Here is an 18,482-nt window from a genome sequence, read left to right as displayed (position 1 = left end):
ACAAATTATGGAGGAGGCAAGTCCAATGGTATCCCTATCTAAGAAACTCGCTTACAGCTCAAATCAAATTGGACTTAGCGTCTTGTGGCAAGCTTTTAGCGCCATTGCGGTTTTCTATTATGTTACGGTGTTGAATGTCTCCGGGACATCGATTTCCATTGGGATGATCATTTACGGTTTCCTGAATGCCCTGTTTAATCTGGTTGCGGGGTATGTGAGTGACCGTACCAAAACGCGCTTCGGCAGGCGTATTCCCTATATCCTGTTTGGAAGTTTGCCGTTTGGTGTGCTTTTCTTCTTCCTCTTTAATCCGCCTGCGGGCAGCACGACGATGCTGTTAATCTACTTTTTTACGTTAACGTTCTTCTTCGATTTGATTTACTCGTTCATCGGGCTTAATACCGGCGCATTATTTCCGGAAATGTATCAAACCAAGAAGGATCGTTATCAAGTGTCTGCTTTCCAGCAAATGTTCAGCATCATCGGTATGATCATCGGTATCGCGCTTGCGAAGTCGTTAGGACTCTCCTTAGGTTGGGGTCTTATGGCAGGAATATTTTCGATAATTGCGGTCATTTCCCTGTATGTGTCCCTGTATGGTTCCTTCGAGAATCCAGCAGCTAGTAAGTCAGAGCCCCTTCATTTCAAGGAAGCAACGGTTCAGACGTTCAAAAATAAACTATTTAATTCCTACGTCGTAGCGAATTTATTGATTCAATTGACGACGACGATGTTCGTTTCGTTAACGGCTTTTTACACGAAATATGTCGTAGTGTTAAATGGCACGCAAAACTCGATTTTCCTAGGCGCTGTATTTATCGTGGCTATCCCGATGTCGTTCATTTGGGCGAAAAGCGGCGTGCGTTTATCGACGGTTCGTGTCGCGATGATTTCATCGGTGTTGTACGCGATCATCTCACTGGGCTTCCTATTTGCCCATTCGTCCGTAACGGTTATCATCATTGGTGCCTTATTAGGTATTCCGGTTTCAGGCTTCATGCTGTCCTTGCATGTTCTACTTTCCGATGTTGTTGATTTCGATGCACTGCAAACGGGGCGTCGTCGTGAGGGGATGTACTATGGCGTGAATGGCTTTATCATTCGAATTGGGATGTCCATTCAATATGGAATTATGGGTATTTTCTTCGCGACAAGCGGCTATGATGCGGATAAGGAAGTTCAGGTCACTAGCGCTATTCATGGCTTCCGATTCCTCATTGGGGGATTGCCGGTTCTGATTTTGGTCATCGCATACATTTGTCTGAAAAAATATCAATCCTCCGAGAAGAAGCTTAGAGGAGCGAACAGTTAGGAGGGAACCCAGAAAGTTATGAAGCATGTACCGATTTGGGGAGGCTCTAGCTCAGAAGGCGATAGTAATCTGCCTGTTACCTATGATATTGCGAACGATCAGTTAATGGGGCAATTTGATGGTGTTGGCGGAATTAGTAAATATTCTGTAGCAGGCAAGTGGAAGATCGTGAAAGAAGGTTCCTGGTATGCGGGTTGGACGATTAATGGTCAGCCGATGCCGCTTACTTTGACGAAGCAAGTTGTTTGTATTGGCAAAAAGCAGCAAATCACGTACGAATTCTTCGCGAATACGCGTATGCGTGTTGCGTTGTTTAGTCATCCGAGTGAGAATGTTCTTTTTGTTGTATATGACGTTCAAAATGATGGCTCTGAGCCGGCTCAGTTGGACATGCATGTCGGTTTTGAAGTTGATATGATCTCGTATCATATGGAGAAACTGAGACAACTCGGTGAGACTAGACAAGTTGAGGCGGAGTTCCGTGCTGTTAATCAAACGTATTTTGAGTTTCAATTGGCCGAAGATTTCATCGTTCATGTGGCAAGTAACGAAGAGACTTCTTTCGCGCTCAATGAGGAAAATCGATTGAATCTGCATCATGAAATCACGATTCAGCCGGGCGCGACGCGGCAAATTGTATGGCTGCTCAGCGCGGCAAATGTTGGGTACGATCGCACTGCGGCAGAAGCCGATTTGGCGAGCTGGAAAACGTATTCTGCTGAGGTAGATGGGGCGAATTCATGGTTGAAGGAAACCTTTCACTCGGAGGATGACGAGTTGAATGCGTTATATGGATATAGCTTGAATGCATCCATTTCTTCCTATAAGCATCTAGGTGAGGGATTTACGGGGTATTTCGCTGGGATTGATTATCAAAGTCCGCCTCGGACCTATTACAGAGACGGCTACTGGACACTGACCCCGAGCTTGCCTTATCATCCAGAGCGAGTGAGAGGGCAGATCCTTACCTTGGCACAAGGGATTGGCGCAGACGGTCAATGCCCTAGCGCTGTGATCTATCATCAGGAGAGTGGGAAGTATGAGCCGTTTTGGCCGGACCATTTTGACTCACCGTCCTTCTTCGTATTGATGATTCATGATTATTTGGCGTGGACGCATGATTTCGAGCTATTGGTTGAAAGCGTGAATGGCAGAACCATCAAGGCGCATATGGCAAATAGCATCGGCTATTTGCTTCAACATACGGATGACATGGCAGGCTCATCGCTGGCCAAGAAGCCGGATAATCGCCGAGACTGGGTAGACAACGTTTATCGTGAAGGTGATGTGTTGTATGATTCGGCACTGTATTGCCGTGCGTTGTTTGCGTCGGAGAAGATATCTGCAGCTATTGGCGATATGGATAAAGCTGAGCAATATGGCGCTTTGTATCATGATGCTAAAGAGAGCTTGCAGAAGCTGATCCGTGAGCACGGCTATTTTAACTATAAAAATAGCAACGGCTTCGTGGAACCGAATATATCCGTCGAGCTGAGCTTATTGATCGTTTTTGATTTATTGGATGCGGCGGAAAAGACGGAATTACTTGAGCAGATGTCGGCTCAACTGGAAACTCGAAATAATACAGCGCAGCAGTACGGAGACTGGGGTATTATGACGGTGTTCCCATTCTATCATCAGGTGCATCATCAGGTGGAGAAAAGCATGGCGCCTTACCGTTATCACAATGGCGGCGATTGGCCGTATTGGGATGGCGTCTATGCGTTAGCCAAGCTGATGAGCGGGGATGCCGAGTGGCGGTATCCGCTAACGCGCTGGTTCCAGGTTTCTATGGACAATGGCTGGCTGACTCCGGTGGAGTACTATGGTCCCACGTATGGCAAAGGCTCCAACCTGCAAGGCTGGAGTTCCATGCCTGCCGCGGCGATGCTCATGGGAGGCGTCGGACTACTTCCTAGCTTGGACGCGGAGAAGGTGCATCTGAAGGTTCCACCTTGGGGGAACTTCACGATGAAGCATATCTACTTCCGCGGAAGTGTGTACCATATCGCCTACCAGGATGGGGTATGGACGATCGAGTCGGCGGATGGGGCGAGCGTGCATCCGTTTGTGGTGGGGTAGCGAGTGAGCGGTGCGCGGAGAAGTGTTGGAGAAGTGTTGTAGCAGTGTTGAAGCAGTATTGAAGCAGTGTTGTTGCAGTGCGAAGTGCTGGAGTAGTGTTGAAGCAATATTGTAGCAGTGTTGAAGCAGTGTTGTAGCAGTGACAACGCGGTGCCGAAGATTGCCAAAGCAGTGGCCAAAGAATGCCGCCAGCACACCTCCCCCACGAATAACTGGATAATATCCAGTTATTTATCCCGAATTTCCACCTTTTCGCGAGTTAACTGGAAATTATGTAGTTATTTCAGCTGGCTTTGAGCCATACGCAGCAATTTGCCAAAATTAACTGTAGAAAATCCAGTTATTGCTAAAGAGAAGCTAATTCGAGTAAATTTAGCTGTAATAAATCCATCTATTTTCGCACATGACACGTACATAGCCGCACAAGTGGTACGACTTACCAGCGAAAACCCAAAAAGCAGTGATCACAAAAGCGGATCACTGCTTTTTACATTACGTAAATCTAGGTAATGAGAAGATTTTCCTATTGTTGAACAGCGAATGAACCCAAGATTTTGATATAATGCATCGGCTTCGGGGTTATCGGTAAATAAAACTAATGCGTGATCATGTTGCCGTGCCTCTTGGATAATAGCTGTCATCAAAGTAATTCCAACGCCAATTTTTCGGTAAGCTTTCAAAACATAAAGTCTTCGTACGCGTCCAATGTGCTCACCATTGTCGATTTTAGCTTGATTGAGGCCACACACCTACCATTTTCCCATCAACCAAAGCTGCTAAAAGTATTTCTCCGCTAGCTCGAAATTGTTTCTCGCCATTTTGATATTCGCGAACTAACTTCTGGATATGGCGATGTCCTTCCGCTAAACTCATCTCTTTTAAGTAAAGTAATCTTTCATCGAATTCTTTCAACTCTATGATGGAGAGTCCCAACCTGCTATCTCCCTGACGCATCACGGATATCTGTGCTCTCCAGAATCGCTTTCGGGTATCCGTTTCTAGCCACAGAGATCATGGCACGGCCGATTTGCTCGGAATCAATGACGGCATTAGGGAACCATTTTTGTAAAAGAGGGAAGATAGGACTCAAGATGACAATAAAGGTTTGGTAGAGCTTGGTTTTGGATTTGACGCCGTTCTTCGGCAGAATCGCGCCAGGTCGGAACATAAAAGCTGACTTGAAAGGCAGTTTGAGGAGGGCATTTTCCGTTTTACCTTTTACACGTGCCCACATGCTGCTGCCTTGTTCCGTGCTATCCGTACTGGCACCTGTCACGTAGACGAAGGTCATCTGTGGTTGGATTTTGACTAATGTGGTGGCAATGTTCATGGTCAAATCGTAGGTGATCGCGTGATACTTCTCTTCGCTCATCCCCACAGACGAAACGCCGAGACAGAAGAAACAAGCATCGATACTAGAAAGCTCATCCGTTAAAGTAGATAAATCGGTGATATCCTTGAGGACATGCTCACGGAACTTCTGATGAGATTGAGCGGAAGCCGTCCGGCCAATAGATAGCACTTGGTTAACTTGAGGATCGAGTAAACATTCACGCAGAACGCTTTGTCCGACCATACCCGTAGCTCCAAAAATGAGAACATTCATAGATAGGTTGCCACCTTTCGATTTAAGCTTTTCCTGATATTTGAAAATTACCCGCAAACGAGCAGCAATGGGGTTGTCAGCACTGCTTGTATCATACTAAGTTTAAGTAACTACGTATAGGCTCTCCGAAAAAATGTCTTTATATAGAGTGGTAGGCATCCGCTTACAGTCGATGCAGCTTGCGATAGGAGGACGGCGTCATGTTCACGCGCTTTTTGAATACGCGGCTCAAATAAAATTCATTCTCAAAGCCGGATTGTCCAGCAATTTGCGCTAATGTCATATCGCCGTCTAATAACAGTTTCTGTACATGCTGAATACGAAGAGAAGTTAAGTAATCGATTGGCAGCATGCCGGTCGATTTTTTGAATCTGCGGGTAAACTGCACCTGTGTCAAACCGAGTTCCGTGGCTATTTCTTTCATGATGCAGGTGGATGTCGCTTGTTCGTGCAAGCGTTGCGCAGCTGCTTGAATAAGCGCGTCTTTACTGTTCGAATTACCGCCTGTCCAATGGGAAGCCGCCTCCGGGCTTGCCGAATAGGCTTCCTCCACAACCTGCATCCATAGATCGGTGAGCACATGTTGACGCAGGGATGAGGCAACGGCTCCTTCGTGGTGGAACCATTTTTTCAAATACGCAAAGTTAGAAGATAGTCGATGAAGGTCATGAATAGTAATTTTCCCTGATGGGATCGTGTTCTCGATAGTTAGCGGACAACCTGTCTCATCTACCCATTGCAGCAGCATTAAGTGGAAAGATAAGGGCTGAACGACTTTTCTTCGGAAAATAACCCCTGGTGGACACAAGACAAGATCTCCGACACCAGCTGTCCCTTCATGTTCTTGGATTTGGTAGGTGAAGCTCCCGTTCTCGACAGCAAATAGTACCCAAAATTCATTGGAATCCTCGTGAAGCTGGAAGGCCGTCTTTTCCTTCCAATACATATGGCTGAGCAGCTTTGGTTGTACCCGTGCTGCATCTTGTGGTTGCATAGTCCTGGCCATCCTCTCTTATTTCGAATCACACTGACAAGGAAATATCTCCTTTAATCATAGTGGATTTGCTTTGCTGATGAAAGCTTATAACTGAAATTTTGTATAAGTAATTGATAATAGCGTGCATGGTGTAATGCGCTGTTAATCCTTTAAAATAAGGGTAATCACAGTTTTCATGGAGGTTATCCTATGAGAGAAGAATTGGTAAAAAGGGATATAACCGTCATCGGCGGTGGGCTTTCAGGCGTGTGCGCAGCGATAGCTGCAGCGAGATTAGGTCAGTCGGTGGCACTGATTCAAAATAGACCCGTACTCGGGGGGAATTCATCAAGTGAGGTTCGTGTGTGGGTTTGCGGTGCAACAGCGCATGGCATTAATCGTTATGCACGAGAAACAGGCATCATGGGCGAGCTGTTTGTCGAGAATCAGTACCAGAATTCAGATGGAAATCCGTATCTATGGGATTTGATTGTGCTGGAAGCCGTTCGTGCTGAGGCGAATATCCAGCTTTTCCTTAACACGGATGTGCATGAGGTGGAAGCGGATGGGGATGAGAGCAATCGGATCATTCGCGCTGTTACGGGATGGATGATGGGCTCGGAGCGTCGCATTCGTTTTGAGAGTGAAGTGTTTCTAGATTGTACGGGAGATGGCCTAATTGGTTTTTTGGCGGGGGCTAAATTTCGTATCGGCCGGGAGGCACGTGAAGAGTTTCAAGAGGAGTGGGCACCTGAGACAGCAGATGACATTACACTCGGGAGTACGATTTTATTTTATACCAAAGATGTGGGCCACCCTGTTAAATACCATCCGCCGAGCTTTGCCAAAGACATCACAACGACCTCAATTCCGATCAAACGTGTGATTCGAAGCGGCGATTCGGGCTGTCATTATTGGTGGATTGAGTGGGGCGGCGAGCTGGATACTGTACATGAGAATGAACGTATTCGGGACGAGTTATGGTCAGTTATTTATGGGATTTGGGATTATATCAAAAATTCAGGTCAATTTGATTCGGCGAATATGACGCTAGAGTGGGTAGGTGCTTTACCTGGCAAAAGAGAATACCGCCGGTTCATCGGCGATTATATGCTGAATCAGAATGATATTCTGGCTCAGACGCGGTTCGAGGACACCATTGCCTTCGGTGGTTGGTCCATAGATTTACACCCGCCGCAAGGGATGTATTCAACGGAAAGCGGTTCAAAGCATTTGCATGCGGATGGCATCTATCATATTCCGTTTCGCAGTTTGTATTCCGTTAATGTAGCCAATATGCTGATGGCAGGGCGCAATATAAGCGCATCCCATGTGGCCTTTGGCACAACACGCGTCATGGCGACTTGCGCTGTGATTGGGGAGGCTGCTGGAACGGGTGCGGCTCTGTGTGTTCAGAAGCAAGTGACACCGCGTGAGCTGGTTCAAAAGCATGTTAAGGAGCTTCAGCAGGTACTGCTAAGGCAGGATGCCTCCTTGATTGGTATACGCAATGAAGATGAGCTGGATCTTGGACGCCGAGCCAGGTTGAAGGCGTCATCTACACTAACGCAGCTGAGTGTGTCGCATGCCGTGGAGCCTAGGCGACTGATCGACGATGTAGCGGTGTTATTCCCCGTAGAACCTCTACTGTGTGGCTTCGAGCTGCTTGTTGATGTGAGTGAAGCAACGACGATTCAAGTGGAGCTGTGGGATACAGGCAGAGCAGAGAACTATGTGCCATCGATGATGATCATGCAGACGGAGACAGCTGCGCAAGCTGGGGAACAGCAGTGGATCAGCTTTCCACTGAGTTGGCAGCCTGACGAGACGCAGAATGCATTCGTCATTATCAAAGCCAATGAACAGGTAGTGGTCTATCATTCCGATAAACAGCAGACGGGAGCGATTGCTTTTGTAAGAGGCACGAGGCCGATTGTTGATCCGAAGCTGGAGAATCATCAACCTGATCAGCCAGTCGTCCAGTGGAGCATGAAAAATGGCGTGGATCGCAAGCCAATCTGCTTCCGACTCCCTTCAGAGACGAGTGCTTTCTCAGCAGAAAAGGCTACGAATGGTTATTTGCGTCCGTATGGCGCCCCACATCAATGGATGTCGGAGCCGATGACTCCAGCGAGAGAAGAGTGGCTGGAGCTTAGCTGGGATCAACCTCATCTTCTGCGACAGATACAAGTGACCTTTAATGATAATGTGCATGAGGATTTGATCAATCTTCATGCATTTCGAACGAGCGATGAAGTTAGACCTGAGTTGGTGAGGGACTACCGCTTGGAGGTGTGGGAAGACGGAGACTGGAAGGTGCTTCAGCGCGTAGAGAACAATCGGAAGCGTACAAGAAGGCTGACGTTGGTGGCAGCCATTTCAACCGATCGCTTGCGGCTTGTCGTGGAAGCGACAAATGGCTGTCCATGTGCGGAAGTGATTGAGGTAAGGGTGAATGGGTAAAGCAATTTGATGAGAGGGCTAGTCATTCGAGGTGAAGGAAGATTTGCTTTTCCGCTTCACAACATGTATGAGAGTCACAATAAGAACAGGAGCTAAATACCCGAAGGTTCCCCATAAGGGATGTATAACGGATACTAAGTTGTCCCAAAAAGCTTCACCTTTAACTTGTGTAATAAAAGATGACAAACAGCAAATCATGGTTAGAGGCAAAATGAGCAAGCGATTGTTTTGCAAATTAAACAAATGAGTAAAGGTCAAATTTAAGGCAAATAAAACGATGGTGGCTTTCATATAGGAAGCTACAATTAATGAAATACCGATGAGCGACTCAATACGTTGGAATAATTCGTAAAATTCAATGGTTCGAGCTAACTGAAACATGGAATACTTGCGATCGCCAGCGATAGGTCCATATGTCATAAGTGTGCATAGTGTGACAGTAACCAAGCTTAAAGCGTTCATGGAAAGAGCTAAAAATAAACCACGTTTTAGTGGTTTATTTTGGTTTGTGGAAACAAATGGAAGTATCATGCTGAAGAGAAAGATTTCAACATAAGGAAACCCATAGGAAAAATAACCCCCGAGCAAGATAGGCTTAACCCCAAACGGGATGATAGGCAATAGGTAAGATGGATGATAATTGAAGCTGGCCAATGCTAATATAAGCAATACATAAAACATGACCATTACCGTAAGTAAAACAAACATGCGAGCCATAATGTCAATTCCCATTCTAACCGTCACAAAAACCAGTAAAAATATGAGAGAGTTAAACACATAGATCGGTGTCTCACGCATTAAAGTCGTGGTCATGAATAAGCCAATATCCAAGACGATACCAGTTACCATATGGAACTGAAAAGAAATGAAAGGGATAGCGAGTAGAATCGTCATCCATGTACCAACTGTTTTCTTACTATATTCAATAAAGGTCAAGTCAGGATATTTCCCGTGCATATACAAAATACAACCAAGAAAACTAATGCCTAATAAGTAGGAAAGGATAAGCGATAGCCAAGCTCCGTTGTTAGCGAAGCTAATTAAGGGTTGTGGAATGTTGATGATCGAAGAGCCTGTTAAATAGATGAAAAATAAGACGGACATTTGGCCCGGACTAATTTCTTCTCCAATTCTCATTGCATAGCCCCCACCTTTCCTTAGACTTTCTGTTGCTATTGAGGGGTGACATGTAAGAACTCAACAATTAGACGGGCAGGTGTTCCAAGCAAGTAATCAGCTGCATCATAGAGGATGGGCCAATGTAAGTCAAAAACGAAAATACTGCTAAGATAGATCGTTACCAAAACTAAGCAGGTGTAAATAAGTTTGGCGTGGGACTTTTCTTTCTTTAAATGGACCCTATCGATTAACAGTAACGGGACACAAATGATTAGTAGGATTACTAGCTTTAGCAACATAGGTAATCTTATCCTCTCGTTGACTTAGCAGTTACTTATTTAGAGGCGTACCGCCGCTCATTCCTGAGTTAGTAATCGTCACATCGACTTTGATATGAAATTGAACATCTGCAAAACGCTCTCCCCAGTTATCCTTCCATGCTAGCCATAAACGAGGATTTTTGGCATAAATCATGTTACCAATGCCAATGGCATCTAGTTTTTTGGATTGTAAATGATGAATTAATGTAAGAATCTCTTTCTTAACTTGGTTACTTAAACGGGTTTGGTAAGCTTGTTCTTCTTTTTCTGTGTTCACAGAAGTACAGATGAGCTCCCCAGCTGCGCCGATCAACTTTGTCGAGATATTCACGGTCACCGCATTATTCTTAAGAGAGGTGGTTACCTTCGTACTTCCTTGGGAAATTTCGAATGATTCCTGCAGCGAGTGACTGCTGTCACCATTGTCCCCTTCACAAGACGTTATGATAATACCGCCCCGAAATTGATGAGTAAGTAAAAGAAAGGCTTTTAATTCATCTGGCGGAATAATTTCGGCTATTTTTTGCTCATGGATTAAAACGACTCCAGCAATATTAGGGACACTCCCACGTTTTTTATTCAAATATAAGTAAGGGATCTCAGCAACTCCTGTTTCGCTTTTCATTTGAATCATCACTTTCAGGATATTCTGATTCATTGATTTAGCAGCAAATCGCGAGGAGCCTTCATCCATAGATCGCAATTGTTGTCCCAACGTATATTCTATAAACGGCTCTAGATCCAAATACTCGCCAGAATTCCCTTTTGTAACTAAGAGCAGATTGGTAGGTCTGGGTTCATGATCTCGACTAAAAAAGTCAAGAATGACGCCTATATCATGTGTCTTGAGAACCTCGTCACTAACTAGAATGGCACGCATGTGATCCCATTTGGCTTTTCGTCCTAGATGTATGGTGATATCCCGAATAGCATCAAAGACATTTTCGCCCTCCGTCTTAATCGTGAACGAGGATTTAGTATCAGTTCCCTTTGACAGTGCACTGTTGCCGCTCGGCTTATAAAAAAGTGTGGTTAATTTGATTTTGCCTTTGTCGGATAGATCTACAGAAACAGCTTGTACAAAAGCATATTCAACCAGTTCGGCTTTGTTCCAACAGCCTGTTAAGGAAAATAATAACAGTCCAGATAATGTCGTCACCATTAACCATCTCATGTTGTATTTCCTTCTTTCTCAGTCATGCAGTTACTTTTTGTAACTGTTATGCCGATGTCGATTTCGCGGTGAGCGAAGGAGAAATTTTAATGGAGCTCGTATGAATCCATCTTTCAATTGATTCATTTTCAGAGGAGCCCATGGAGTCAAATATGGCTGTCCTAAAGATCGTAGGCCAACTAAATGAAGGAAAATAAATAAAAAACCAATCATGAAACCGAATCCTCCTAAGCTTGCAGCAAGAACCATTAGGGGGAAGCGCAAGATGCGTAGAGAGATGGCCATATTGTAATTGGGTAATGAAAAAGAAGCGATTCCTGTAAGTGCCACGATGATGACCATAATGGGTGAAGCGATTTTGGCTTCAATGGCAGCTTGCCCAATGACGAGAGCTCCGACGATACTCACTGCTGAACCTACGGGTTTAGGAAGACGGATACCGGCTTCGCGCATGATTTCGAAGAAAAATTCCATCAACAAAGCTTCGATGAATGCGGGGAAAGGGATGCCTTCACGGGTATCCAGAATGGCTAATAGCAATACTGTTGGAATGAGCTCAGAGTGAAAAGTTGAGATAGCGATATAAAGACTCGGCAATGTAAGAGCCATAATAAAAGCGAAAAGTCTAAGTAATCGAATGAGTGAGGAATACAGGGAACGTATATAATAATCTTCACTTGATTGGAAAAACTCGATAAAGAGGCCAGGACAGATCATAATGGAAGGAGAACCCGAGGTGATAACAATGATTTTCCCATCAAGAAGCGCAGCAACTGCCGTATCCGTACGTTCCGTATGACGAAATTGCGGAAAAGGAGAGTACGTAGAGTCTTCAATCAATTCTTCGATATAGGCGACTTCCAAAATTTCTTCTTGAATAGCTTTATCAAAGCGTTTTTTAAATTCGGTTAACGTTGTTGGGTTCACGGTCCCCTCTAAATAACCGATGGCAATCTCAGTCTGTGTTTCTCCGTTTGCAATGTACTTTTCAATCTTGAAATTGGCGCTTTTCAAACGGTTCCGCAGCAACCCCAAATTGATTCTCAGATTCTCAACCGCAGCTTCTTGAGGTCCTCTAACGACAGGTTCATTCATGGGTTCACTAATTTGTCTTGTTTCCAAAGTAAGCGCATCAAAGCTCAGTGCCTTATTCCATTGATCGAAAAAAATCACAACTTGACCACGCAGGATGTTATATTCTGCAATTGGCAATTGATCAATAATCGTCACATTCCGAGAAGAGACACCATGATTCTCGAAGAATGAGATTAATTTTTTAAGATCAATGGTTGCTGCTTCTAAGTCGGCCTCTTGAAAAACAAGATCTTGGAGCACATCTTTTAGATAAATCAATTCTTTGTCATTAATAAGTGAATCGCAATAAACAACGAGTGCTCCGTATTGCAAATCCTCACCAAAGTATCTAGGGAGATAGCAAATATCGGAACAATTCGCGAGTTGTTGCTCTATCCATTTTCTATTCTCTACTATGGTTAATGCCATAGGAAATTCCACTGAAGGAGGAGGGATGTTAGTGTTTGGCGCCGGAGTTGGTGCTGTTGCTTTACTTTTTCTGAACAACTTTTGTATATCCATGAAAAATTTCCTTCTATAATTTGTTAGTGGAGCAGGTTTATTATTCCAATTTTAATGGAAAATATGTGAACTTCTTTCCGAATAATTAAAATGACTGTATGAGGGGGCATTCGTTGATTCTAATGTATGAACGCAGAAATAGTCTCATATATCAATTAGGATGAGATACAACGTATTTCACTTAAATGGAGAGGAGACGACCGCATGGATAATCCGAAAAGGAATCAGGGCATGTATGGAAATGTGCCCCAACCGATCCGACCGGATGGCGCTGGTGGAATAGATACCGGGCCCCGAGATGTTATGCGGGATATCGAGAACCCCAACATGTTAGTTCCACCCATTACGGATGCTGGTTTGCTTCCTAATTTGAAGTTTTCCTTTTCAGACACTTCAATGAAATTAAATTACGGGGGCTGGTCACGGGAAGTAACGGTTCGAGAATTACCCGTTGCGACGACACTTGCGGGCGTAAATATGAGTTTATCTCCTGGTGGTGTGCGCGAATTACATTGGCATACACAAGCAGAATGGTCCTATATGATCTTAGGTCGAGCACGTATTACCGCTATGGACCAGGAAGGGCGAAATTTTATTGCGGATATAGGTCCGGGAGATCTGTGGTACTTTCCTCCTGGACTCCCGCACTCCATTCAGGGGCTAGAACATTGTGAGTTTCTACTTGTTTTCGATGACGGCAATTTTTCTGATTTGAATACCATATCCATCTCCGACTGGTTTTCTCGAACACCGAAAGATGTGCTATCAGCCAATTTCGGAGTACCCATGAGTGCTTTTGACCAAATTCCTTCTGAGCAGGTTTATATTTATCAAGACAAGGTTCCCGGTCCGCTGGAAAGTGAGAAAGTACAGTCACCTTATGGAACGATTCCCCAAAGCTTCAAGCATCAACTTTTGGCGCAAACCCCTATTAAAACGCCAGGCGGCAGCGTGCGAATCGTAGACTCAACTAATTTCCCTATTTCCAAAAATATTGCAGCGGCGCTAGTTGAAGTTGAACCCGGCGGTATGAGGGAACTGCATTGGCATCCGAATAACGATGAGTGGCAATATTATCTCACGGGGCAGGCACGTATGACCGTTTTTACAGGTAATGGAAATGCACGTACGTTTGATTATCGTGCTGGCGATGTCGGCTATGTGCCATTTGCAACGGGACATTATGTACAAAATACAGGTACGCAACCGTTATGGTTTTTGGAGATGTTCAAGAGTGATCGATTCGAGGATGTGTCGTTGAACCAATGGATGGCACTTACTCCACGCAACCTTGTCAGTACGAATTTGCATGTTGGACCCGAACTATTAAATGCGTTGCGCAAGGAGAAGTGGCCTGTCGTCAAATATCCTGGATTTTCCTACCACAATAGAAAGTAAAGTTTTCGGATCCCGAAAACATCTTTCTATTTGGCGATAAAACCTTCCGATAAACGCGGTCGCTCATCTTTGAATGGCTTCGATAGAAGTTTTCTCATTACCCCAAATAACAAATAAGAAGGCTATCTCAAGTAGAATATCTACATGAGATAGCCTTTTCGCATGAGATCTAATCCTTAATTCACCACAACCTCATCAAAGCTTGCTGTTTGCTTATAAGTTCGGAAACCAACTTTACCACTGGCGAACGTACTATCCGTCACTGAGACGAGCTGTGTACCATTCACATAGCCAGTCAATGTGCTACCAGACAAGACTAACTTAAGCGTGTACGCGGTGTTCGTGTTCACCGTCAGTGGAACCTCTTGGAGCAGGGTGAAGGTTCCTCCAGATTTCTTGTATAGCTGCGCAGATCCTGCTGTGATCAATCGAAACAAGTAATAGTTATTGTCATCGACATAACGGCCAATGATGCCGCTGGCATTGAAGGAGAGGGCATCATACATTTTGAGCTTAGCTTGCATGGTATAATTGCTCCAGCTCGCGTTGCCAGTAACAGTGAGGGCTTCACCCGATGTCGAGGTTTGCTTGAAGACTTTGGTTCCGTCGGTGACAACGTTCCACACGCCAGTCGAAGGAACCCAAGATGAGGCATCGCCATCTTCGTACATATCTCCGAAAGGCAGACTCTGCACGACGGAAATATTATCAATGCTTGCCGTCTGATTGTAGGTCCGGAAGCCGATTTTGCCAGCAGGAATCGTGCTGTCGGTTGCAGATACCTTCAATACACCACCCACATAGCCGGAGATAGAAGAGCCGTCCAGGACGAGTTTTAGCGTATAGGCGGTATTCGTACTTACGGTCATCGACACTTCCTGTAGAAGGGTAAAGGTTCCTCCTGACTTCTTATACAGCTGTGCTTTTCCAGACGTGGTTAACCTGAACAAGTAATAGTTGTTATTATCCGCATAACGACCGACAAGACCAGAGGCATTGTTGGCAATCGCATCGTATAATTTGACGGTAGCCTCATAGCTGTAATTGCTCCATGCCGAGGCATCACCAGCTAAGGCGAGTGCTTCTCCCGAAGTTGAGGTTTGTTTATACACCTTAGTGCCATCCGTGATCACGCTCCAGCTGCCGTTCACAGGCGTCCAACCAACTGAAGTACCGTCTTCAAATGTATAGTTAAAAGGGTTGACGGGGGCTGGATCTGGCGGTGGTGCGGTATAGGTCTCGTTGGTGACCACGTATTTATTTTGCTTCATAATCCATTTGGTCAAATAGTCTCGACCTGCGAATTGCGCTACCCATTCTTCTCTTCCTGCGTAGGTGTCTTCCGATGACGCTTCATAGGTGTGCCCATCGGTGTGACCCGTGCGATTCTGCATATCCAGCACCATTTGGGCATGATAAGGCTCCCAATAGTCACCCTTTTGGCTGGCCAGTGTATCGAATCCGAAGGCAGATGCTGCAGCATCCATATAAGCAAAATGCATACGACGCTTCGTTCCCCAGTCATTCCCCTGTGGATAGTAGGCATTCGCGCTCCCATCCATATAAATCGTTCCACCAGGCGAAGCATAAGGCGGATTTGCAAAATTGAGATCAACCAGCGAGTCATAAACAATATCAGCATTAAAGAGCGCTGCCTCAGGTGTAGCTTTACCTGCCAGTGTGTATAAAAGAGGGGCATTCAGCAGTTGAGTGATGGAATTCATATAGTCGGGATGGATGATACTGTGGTTCACAACGGTACCGTCTTCGTTCGCATTAGAGCCATGCAGCCAGTCGGCTACGGTTTGGCCATGAAGGACGCGTGTGCTTGTCGTATCGGATGGGCGAGAGTAGGCGGAGATCATGAGTTCGATGTTTTTGTTCATCCATAGGCTCCAATTGGGGTGATCGGGCATCATGGCGGTGGCAAGTTGGAGCAAGGAGGAGTTCCAGGCATTTTCTTCAGCTTTCGTATCGCCAGCAGAGATGATGGTGCCTGCTTCATTACGATAGTAAGGGACTGTATAGCTGTTAAAACGGTTCGCTTCATATTCGACCATTTTGCGGACATACTCACGATCGGTTACGGAGAGGTCATCCCATAGCAGGTAACCAGCAGTTCCAGCAAGATATGCCCAGAAAGCCGTCTGCCAGCCATTGCCCCAGCCTGAAGTTGTATTGATTTTGTGCTGATAGGCGAGCGATGCCGTAAGCTTGGTTGCAATCGCCAAGGCATTCGTCTGTGTGACACCTGTGGTCGTAGCGTTATAGGCGCCTGTTTTTAACGATATCGCCAATGCTAATGCCTCACTGGCAGGTGGCCGAATGTTCGGTTCATCAATACCACCGAAGGTGAGATAGCTGCCGGTTTGTGCGGCAAACCCTTTGTTCGTCCACCACGTGCTTAATGCATACTTGTTCGTATTCAGTAAAATGTCCAATACCCGTAAGGAATTGGCGTCTGTCGGATTGCCTGCTGTAAATGTGCTCCAAGAAATAGGTACAACGGCTGTGCTAGACGCTTCCGCACGACTCGCGGGGAGAGCGCCTAGAACAAGCAAAGCAGCGAAGAGAAGCATGAACCACTTTTTGAAGGAAAGCATGGTGAGGCCTCCTTTTGTGAGGCTAGCCTTTCAATCCCGAGCTTGCAATCCCCTCTACGAACCATTTTTGACATACAACCACGACGATGAGCAGAGGAACAAGCCCAGAAACGGAAGCTGCCATGGTGAGGACATAATTCGTTCCAAACTCTTCAACATAACTCGTTAAGCCTAATGGAATCGTGTACAAGTCTTTCTCGCGAAGCATAATGAGCGGGGTTTCGTATTCGTTCCAATGCCATGTAAAAGAGAGAATCAATAGAGTGACTAACGCAGGCTTAATCAACGGCAAACAAATTTGCCAGAAGGTTCGCCAGTAGCCCGATCCATCAACACGACCTGCCTCCAACAGTTCGTTCGGAAGGCTGATGAAGAACTGACGCATTAAAAAGGTGCCGAATACCGTGAACAAACCTGGTAAAATAATGGAAGCATGTGTATTGATCAGCTGCAGCTGATCGAACAAGATGAAGCGGGGAACAAGCAAAACCTGCCCCGGAATCATCATCGTTGATAAGTAGAGCAGAAACAGGAAGTTACGGCCTTTGAAGCGTATTTTGGCAAAAGCATAGCCAGCCATGGCACTTGTTAAAAGGTTGCCTGCAACCGTAATTCCTGTGATTTTGATCGAATTCCAATAAAATAAATAGAAGGGGTCAGTGCCGGCCCAGACTTTCTTATAATTCTCAAAATGCCACGTATTCGGAATCCAATCGATCGGATATTTGAATACCTCGCCATTAATTTTGAAGGAAGTAGAGATCATCCATATAAAGGGTAGAATCATGACGATGGAGATCGCTGCCAAGATGATCGTAAGGAGGACCTTAAGCCAAAGGCTGCCCCTTCTGATTTTGGAAATGGATGTATTGCGTGTAGATTCGATTGGTACGATAGTTTCCATAGGGGGTTGCTCCTTTACAATTAGAAGTGCTGCTGCCAACGTTTCTGGCTCTGCCATTGAATGATCGTGACAACGAAGATGATGGCGAATAGCACCCAAGAGACGGTAGCTGCATAGCCCATTTTGTAGAATCGGAAAGCAAGTAAGTAAATGTGATAGGATAACACCATCGTCGAATCAATGGGGCCACCTTGCGTCATAATGTTGACCGGTCCGAATATCTGGAATGATCCAATAATGAGCGTTATGGCAACGAGAAAGGTTGTTGGCGTAAGCATAGGAATGGTGATTTGGAAAAACTGGCGTATTTTCGAAGCCCCATCAATATCGGAAGCCTCGTACAAATCCTTGGAAATTCCTTGCAGTCCGGCCAAGTAAATGACCATCGAGTACCCAATCGTTACCCACACCTGCATAATGATAATAGCGAAAAGAGCAGAATTGGGGCTCGACAACCAGCCTGGTGGATGATCAATGCCAACTGATTTGAGCAACTGGTTGATCGGACCATCGGAAGCACGGTACATGATGCTCCAAATGACGGATACGGCCACGAGAGAGCTGACATAGGGAAGGAAGATCAGCGTCCGTAGTGTTTGCTTGAAAAACACATACTTGTTGAGAACAACCGCAAACAGGAGTCCTAAGATGATGGAAGCGGGAACACTGACTAGCGTGAAAATCAAATTATTTTTCAGCGCTTTCACGAATTTCGGATCACTGCCCAGCGCTTTGAAGTTATCGAAGCCAACCCATTCAATCCCCGCAAATCCTTTTAAATATTCCCAATCGACGAATACGAGGTACAGACTGAATAAGATCGGCAGCAATATAAAGATGAAGTACCCAGAGAAGTTGGGCAAAATGAACAGGTAGCCTGCAAGGTTTTCCCTGAATTTCGCGTTATGCCAGAAATGTCGTTTCTTCAT

General features: G+C 45.3%; 14 protein-coding genes. 4 read left to right on the top strand and 10 right to left on the bottom strand.

Translation table 11 applies throughout. The features are described from left to right. The first annotated feature begins 25 nt into the window (after positions 1–25). Both AC58QG_RS13195 and AC58QG_RS13190 read left to right on the top strand, forming a co-directional pair. Positions 26–1,312, top strand: coding sequence for an MFS transporter (locus AC58QG_RS13195; protein ID WP_497362477.1), 1,287 nt, complete (start codon positions 26–28; stop codon positions 1,310–1,312). A gap of 18 nt (positions 1,313–1,330) precedes the next feature. Further along, entirely contained in the window at positions 1,331–3,394 is a 2,064-nt protein-coding gene (locus tag AC58QG_RS13190; RefSeq protein ID WP_497362476.1) for an amylo-alpha-1,6-glucosidase, read from the top strand. 464 nt (positions 3,395–3,858) lie between these two features. Here AC58QG_RS13190 and AC58QG_RS13185 read toward each other — a convergent pair whose 3' ends face one another. The 4 genes from AC58QG_RS13185 to AC58QG_RS13170 all read right to left on the bottom strand — a co-directional run bounded on the left by AC58QG_RS13185 (position 3,859) and on the right by AC58QG_RS13170 (position 5,994). Continuing rightward, entirely contained in the window at positions 3,859–4,143 is a 285-nt protein-coding gene (locus AC58QG_RS13185; protein ID WP_497362475.1) for a GNAT family N-acetyltransferase, read from the bottom strand. Next, entirely contained in the window at positions 4,121–4,327 is a 207-nt protein-coding gene (locus tag AC58QG_RS13180) for a hypothetical protein (protein WP_497362474.1), read from the bottom strand. The genes AC58QG_RS13185 and AC58QG_RS13180 overlap by 23 nt, the downstream gene beginning before the upstream one ends. 4 nt (positions 4,328–4,331) lie before the next feature. After that, positions 4,332–5,000, bottom strand: coding sequence for an NAD-dependent epimerase/dehydratase family protein (locus tag AC58QG_RS13175; protein ID WP_497362473.1), 669 nt, complete (start codon positions 4,998–5,000; stop codon positions 4,332–4,334). 163 nt (positions 5,001–5,163) lie between these two features. Further along, positions 5,164–5,994, bottom strand: coding sequence for a helix-turn-helix domain-containing protein (locus AC58QG_RS13170; protein WP_497362472.1), 831 nt, complete (start codon positions 5,992–5,994; stop codon positions 5,164–5,166). A gap of 192 nt (positions 5,995–6,186) precedes the next feature. On the opposite strand from AC58QG_RS13170, the gene AC58QG_RS13165 reads away from it, so the two are divergent. Further along, positions 6,187–8,439, top strand: a complete 2,253-nt coding sequence (locus AC58QG_RS13165) for an FAD-dependent oxidoreductase (protein ID WP_497362471.1) — start codon at positions 6,187–6,189, stop codon at positions 8,437–8,439. A gap of 18 nt (positions 8,440–8,457) precedes the next feature. Here AC58QG_RS13165 and AC58QG_RS13160 read toward each other — a convergent pair whose 3' ends face one another. The 3 genes from AC58QG_RS13160 to AC58QG_RS13150 all read right to left on the bottom strand — a co-directional run bounded on the left by AC58QG_RS13160 (position 8,458) and on the right by AC58QG_RS13150 (position 12,648). Further along, a complete protein-coding gene (locus AC58QG_RS13160; RefSeq protein WP_497362470.1) occupies positions 8,458–9,576 on the bottom strand; it encodes a GerAB/ArcD/ProY family transporter in 1,119 nt (372 codons plus the stop codon). 312 nt (positions 9,577–9,888) lie between these two features. Continuing rightward, positions 9,889–11,052 (bottom strand): Ger(x)C family spore germination protein, encoded by a 1,164-nt coding sequence (locus tag AC58QG_RS13155; RefSeq protein WP_497362469.1) that lies wholly within the window; start codon positions 11,050–11,052, stop codon positions 9,889–9,891. A 30-nt stretch (positions 11,053–11,082) separates the two neighbouring features. After that, positions 11,083–12,648: a spore germination protein gene (locus AC58QG_RS13150; protein ID WP_497362468.1), complete on the bottom strand. Its 1,566-nt coding sequence runs from the start codon at positions 12,646–12,648 to the stop codon at positions 11,083–11,085. Between the two features lie 204 nt (positions 12,649–12,852). On the opposite strand from AC58QG_RS13150, the gene AC58QG_RS13145 reads away from it, so the two are divergent. Then, positions 12,853–14,046 (top strand): oxalate decarboxylase family bicupin, encoded by a 1,194-nt coding sequence (locus AC58QG_RS13145; RefSeq protein WP_497362467.1) that lies wholly within the window; start codon positions 12,853–12,855, stop codon positions 14,044–14,046. Between the two features lie 176 nt (positions 14,047–14,222). On the opposite strand, the gene AC58QG_RS13140 is transcribed toward AC58QG_RS13145, so the two are convergent. From AC58QG_RS13140 to AC58QG_RS13130, 3 genes are read right to left on the bottom strand one after another with little or no spacing between them, the layout of a single operon-like run. Continuing rightward, a complete protein-coding gene (locus tag AC58QG_RS13140) occupies positions 14,223–16,649 on the bottom strand; it encodes a 3-keto-alpha-glucoside-1,2-lyase-like domain-containing protein (RefSeq protein ID WP_497362466.1) in 2,427 nt (808 codons plus the stop codon). A gap of 22 nt (positions 16,650–16,671) precedes the next feature. Then, positions 16,672–17,553, bottom strand: a complete 882-nt coding sequence (locus AC58QG_RS13135) for a carbohydrate ABC transporter permease (RefSeq protein WP_497362465.1) — start codon at positions 17,551–17,553, stop codon at positions 16,672–16,674. Between the two features lie 20 nt (positions 17,554–17,573). Further along, the gene (locus tag AC58QG_RS13130) at positions 17,574–18,482 is read right to left on the bottom strand and encodes a carbohydrate ABC transporter permease (protein ID WP_497362464.1); all 909 of its coding nucleotides are present in this window, start codon (positions 18,480–18,482) and stop codon (positions 17,574–17,576) included.

This window comes from Paenibacillus sp. J22P169 (genome assembly GCF_059691995.1).
This window is presented reverse-complemented; position numbering and strand designations above follow the sequence as displayed.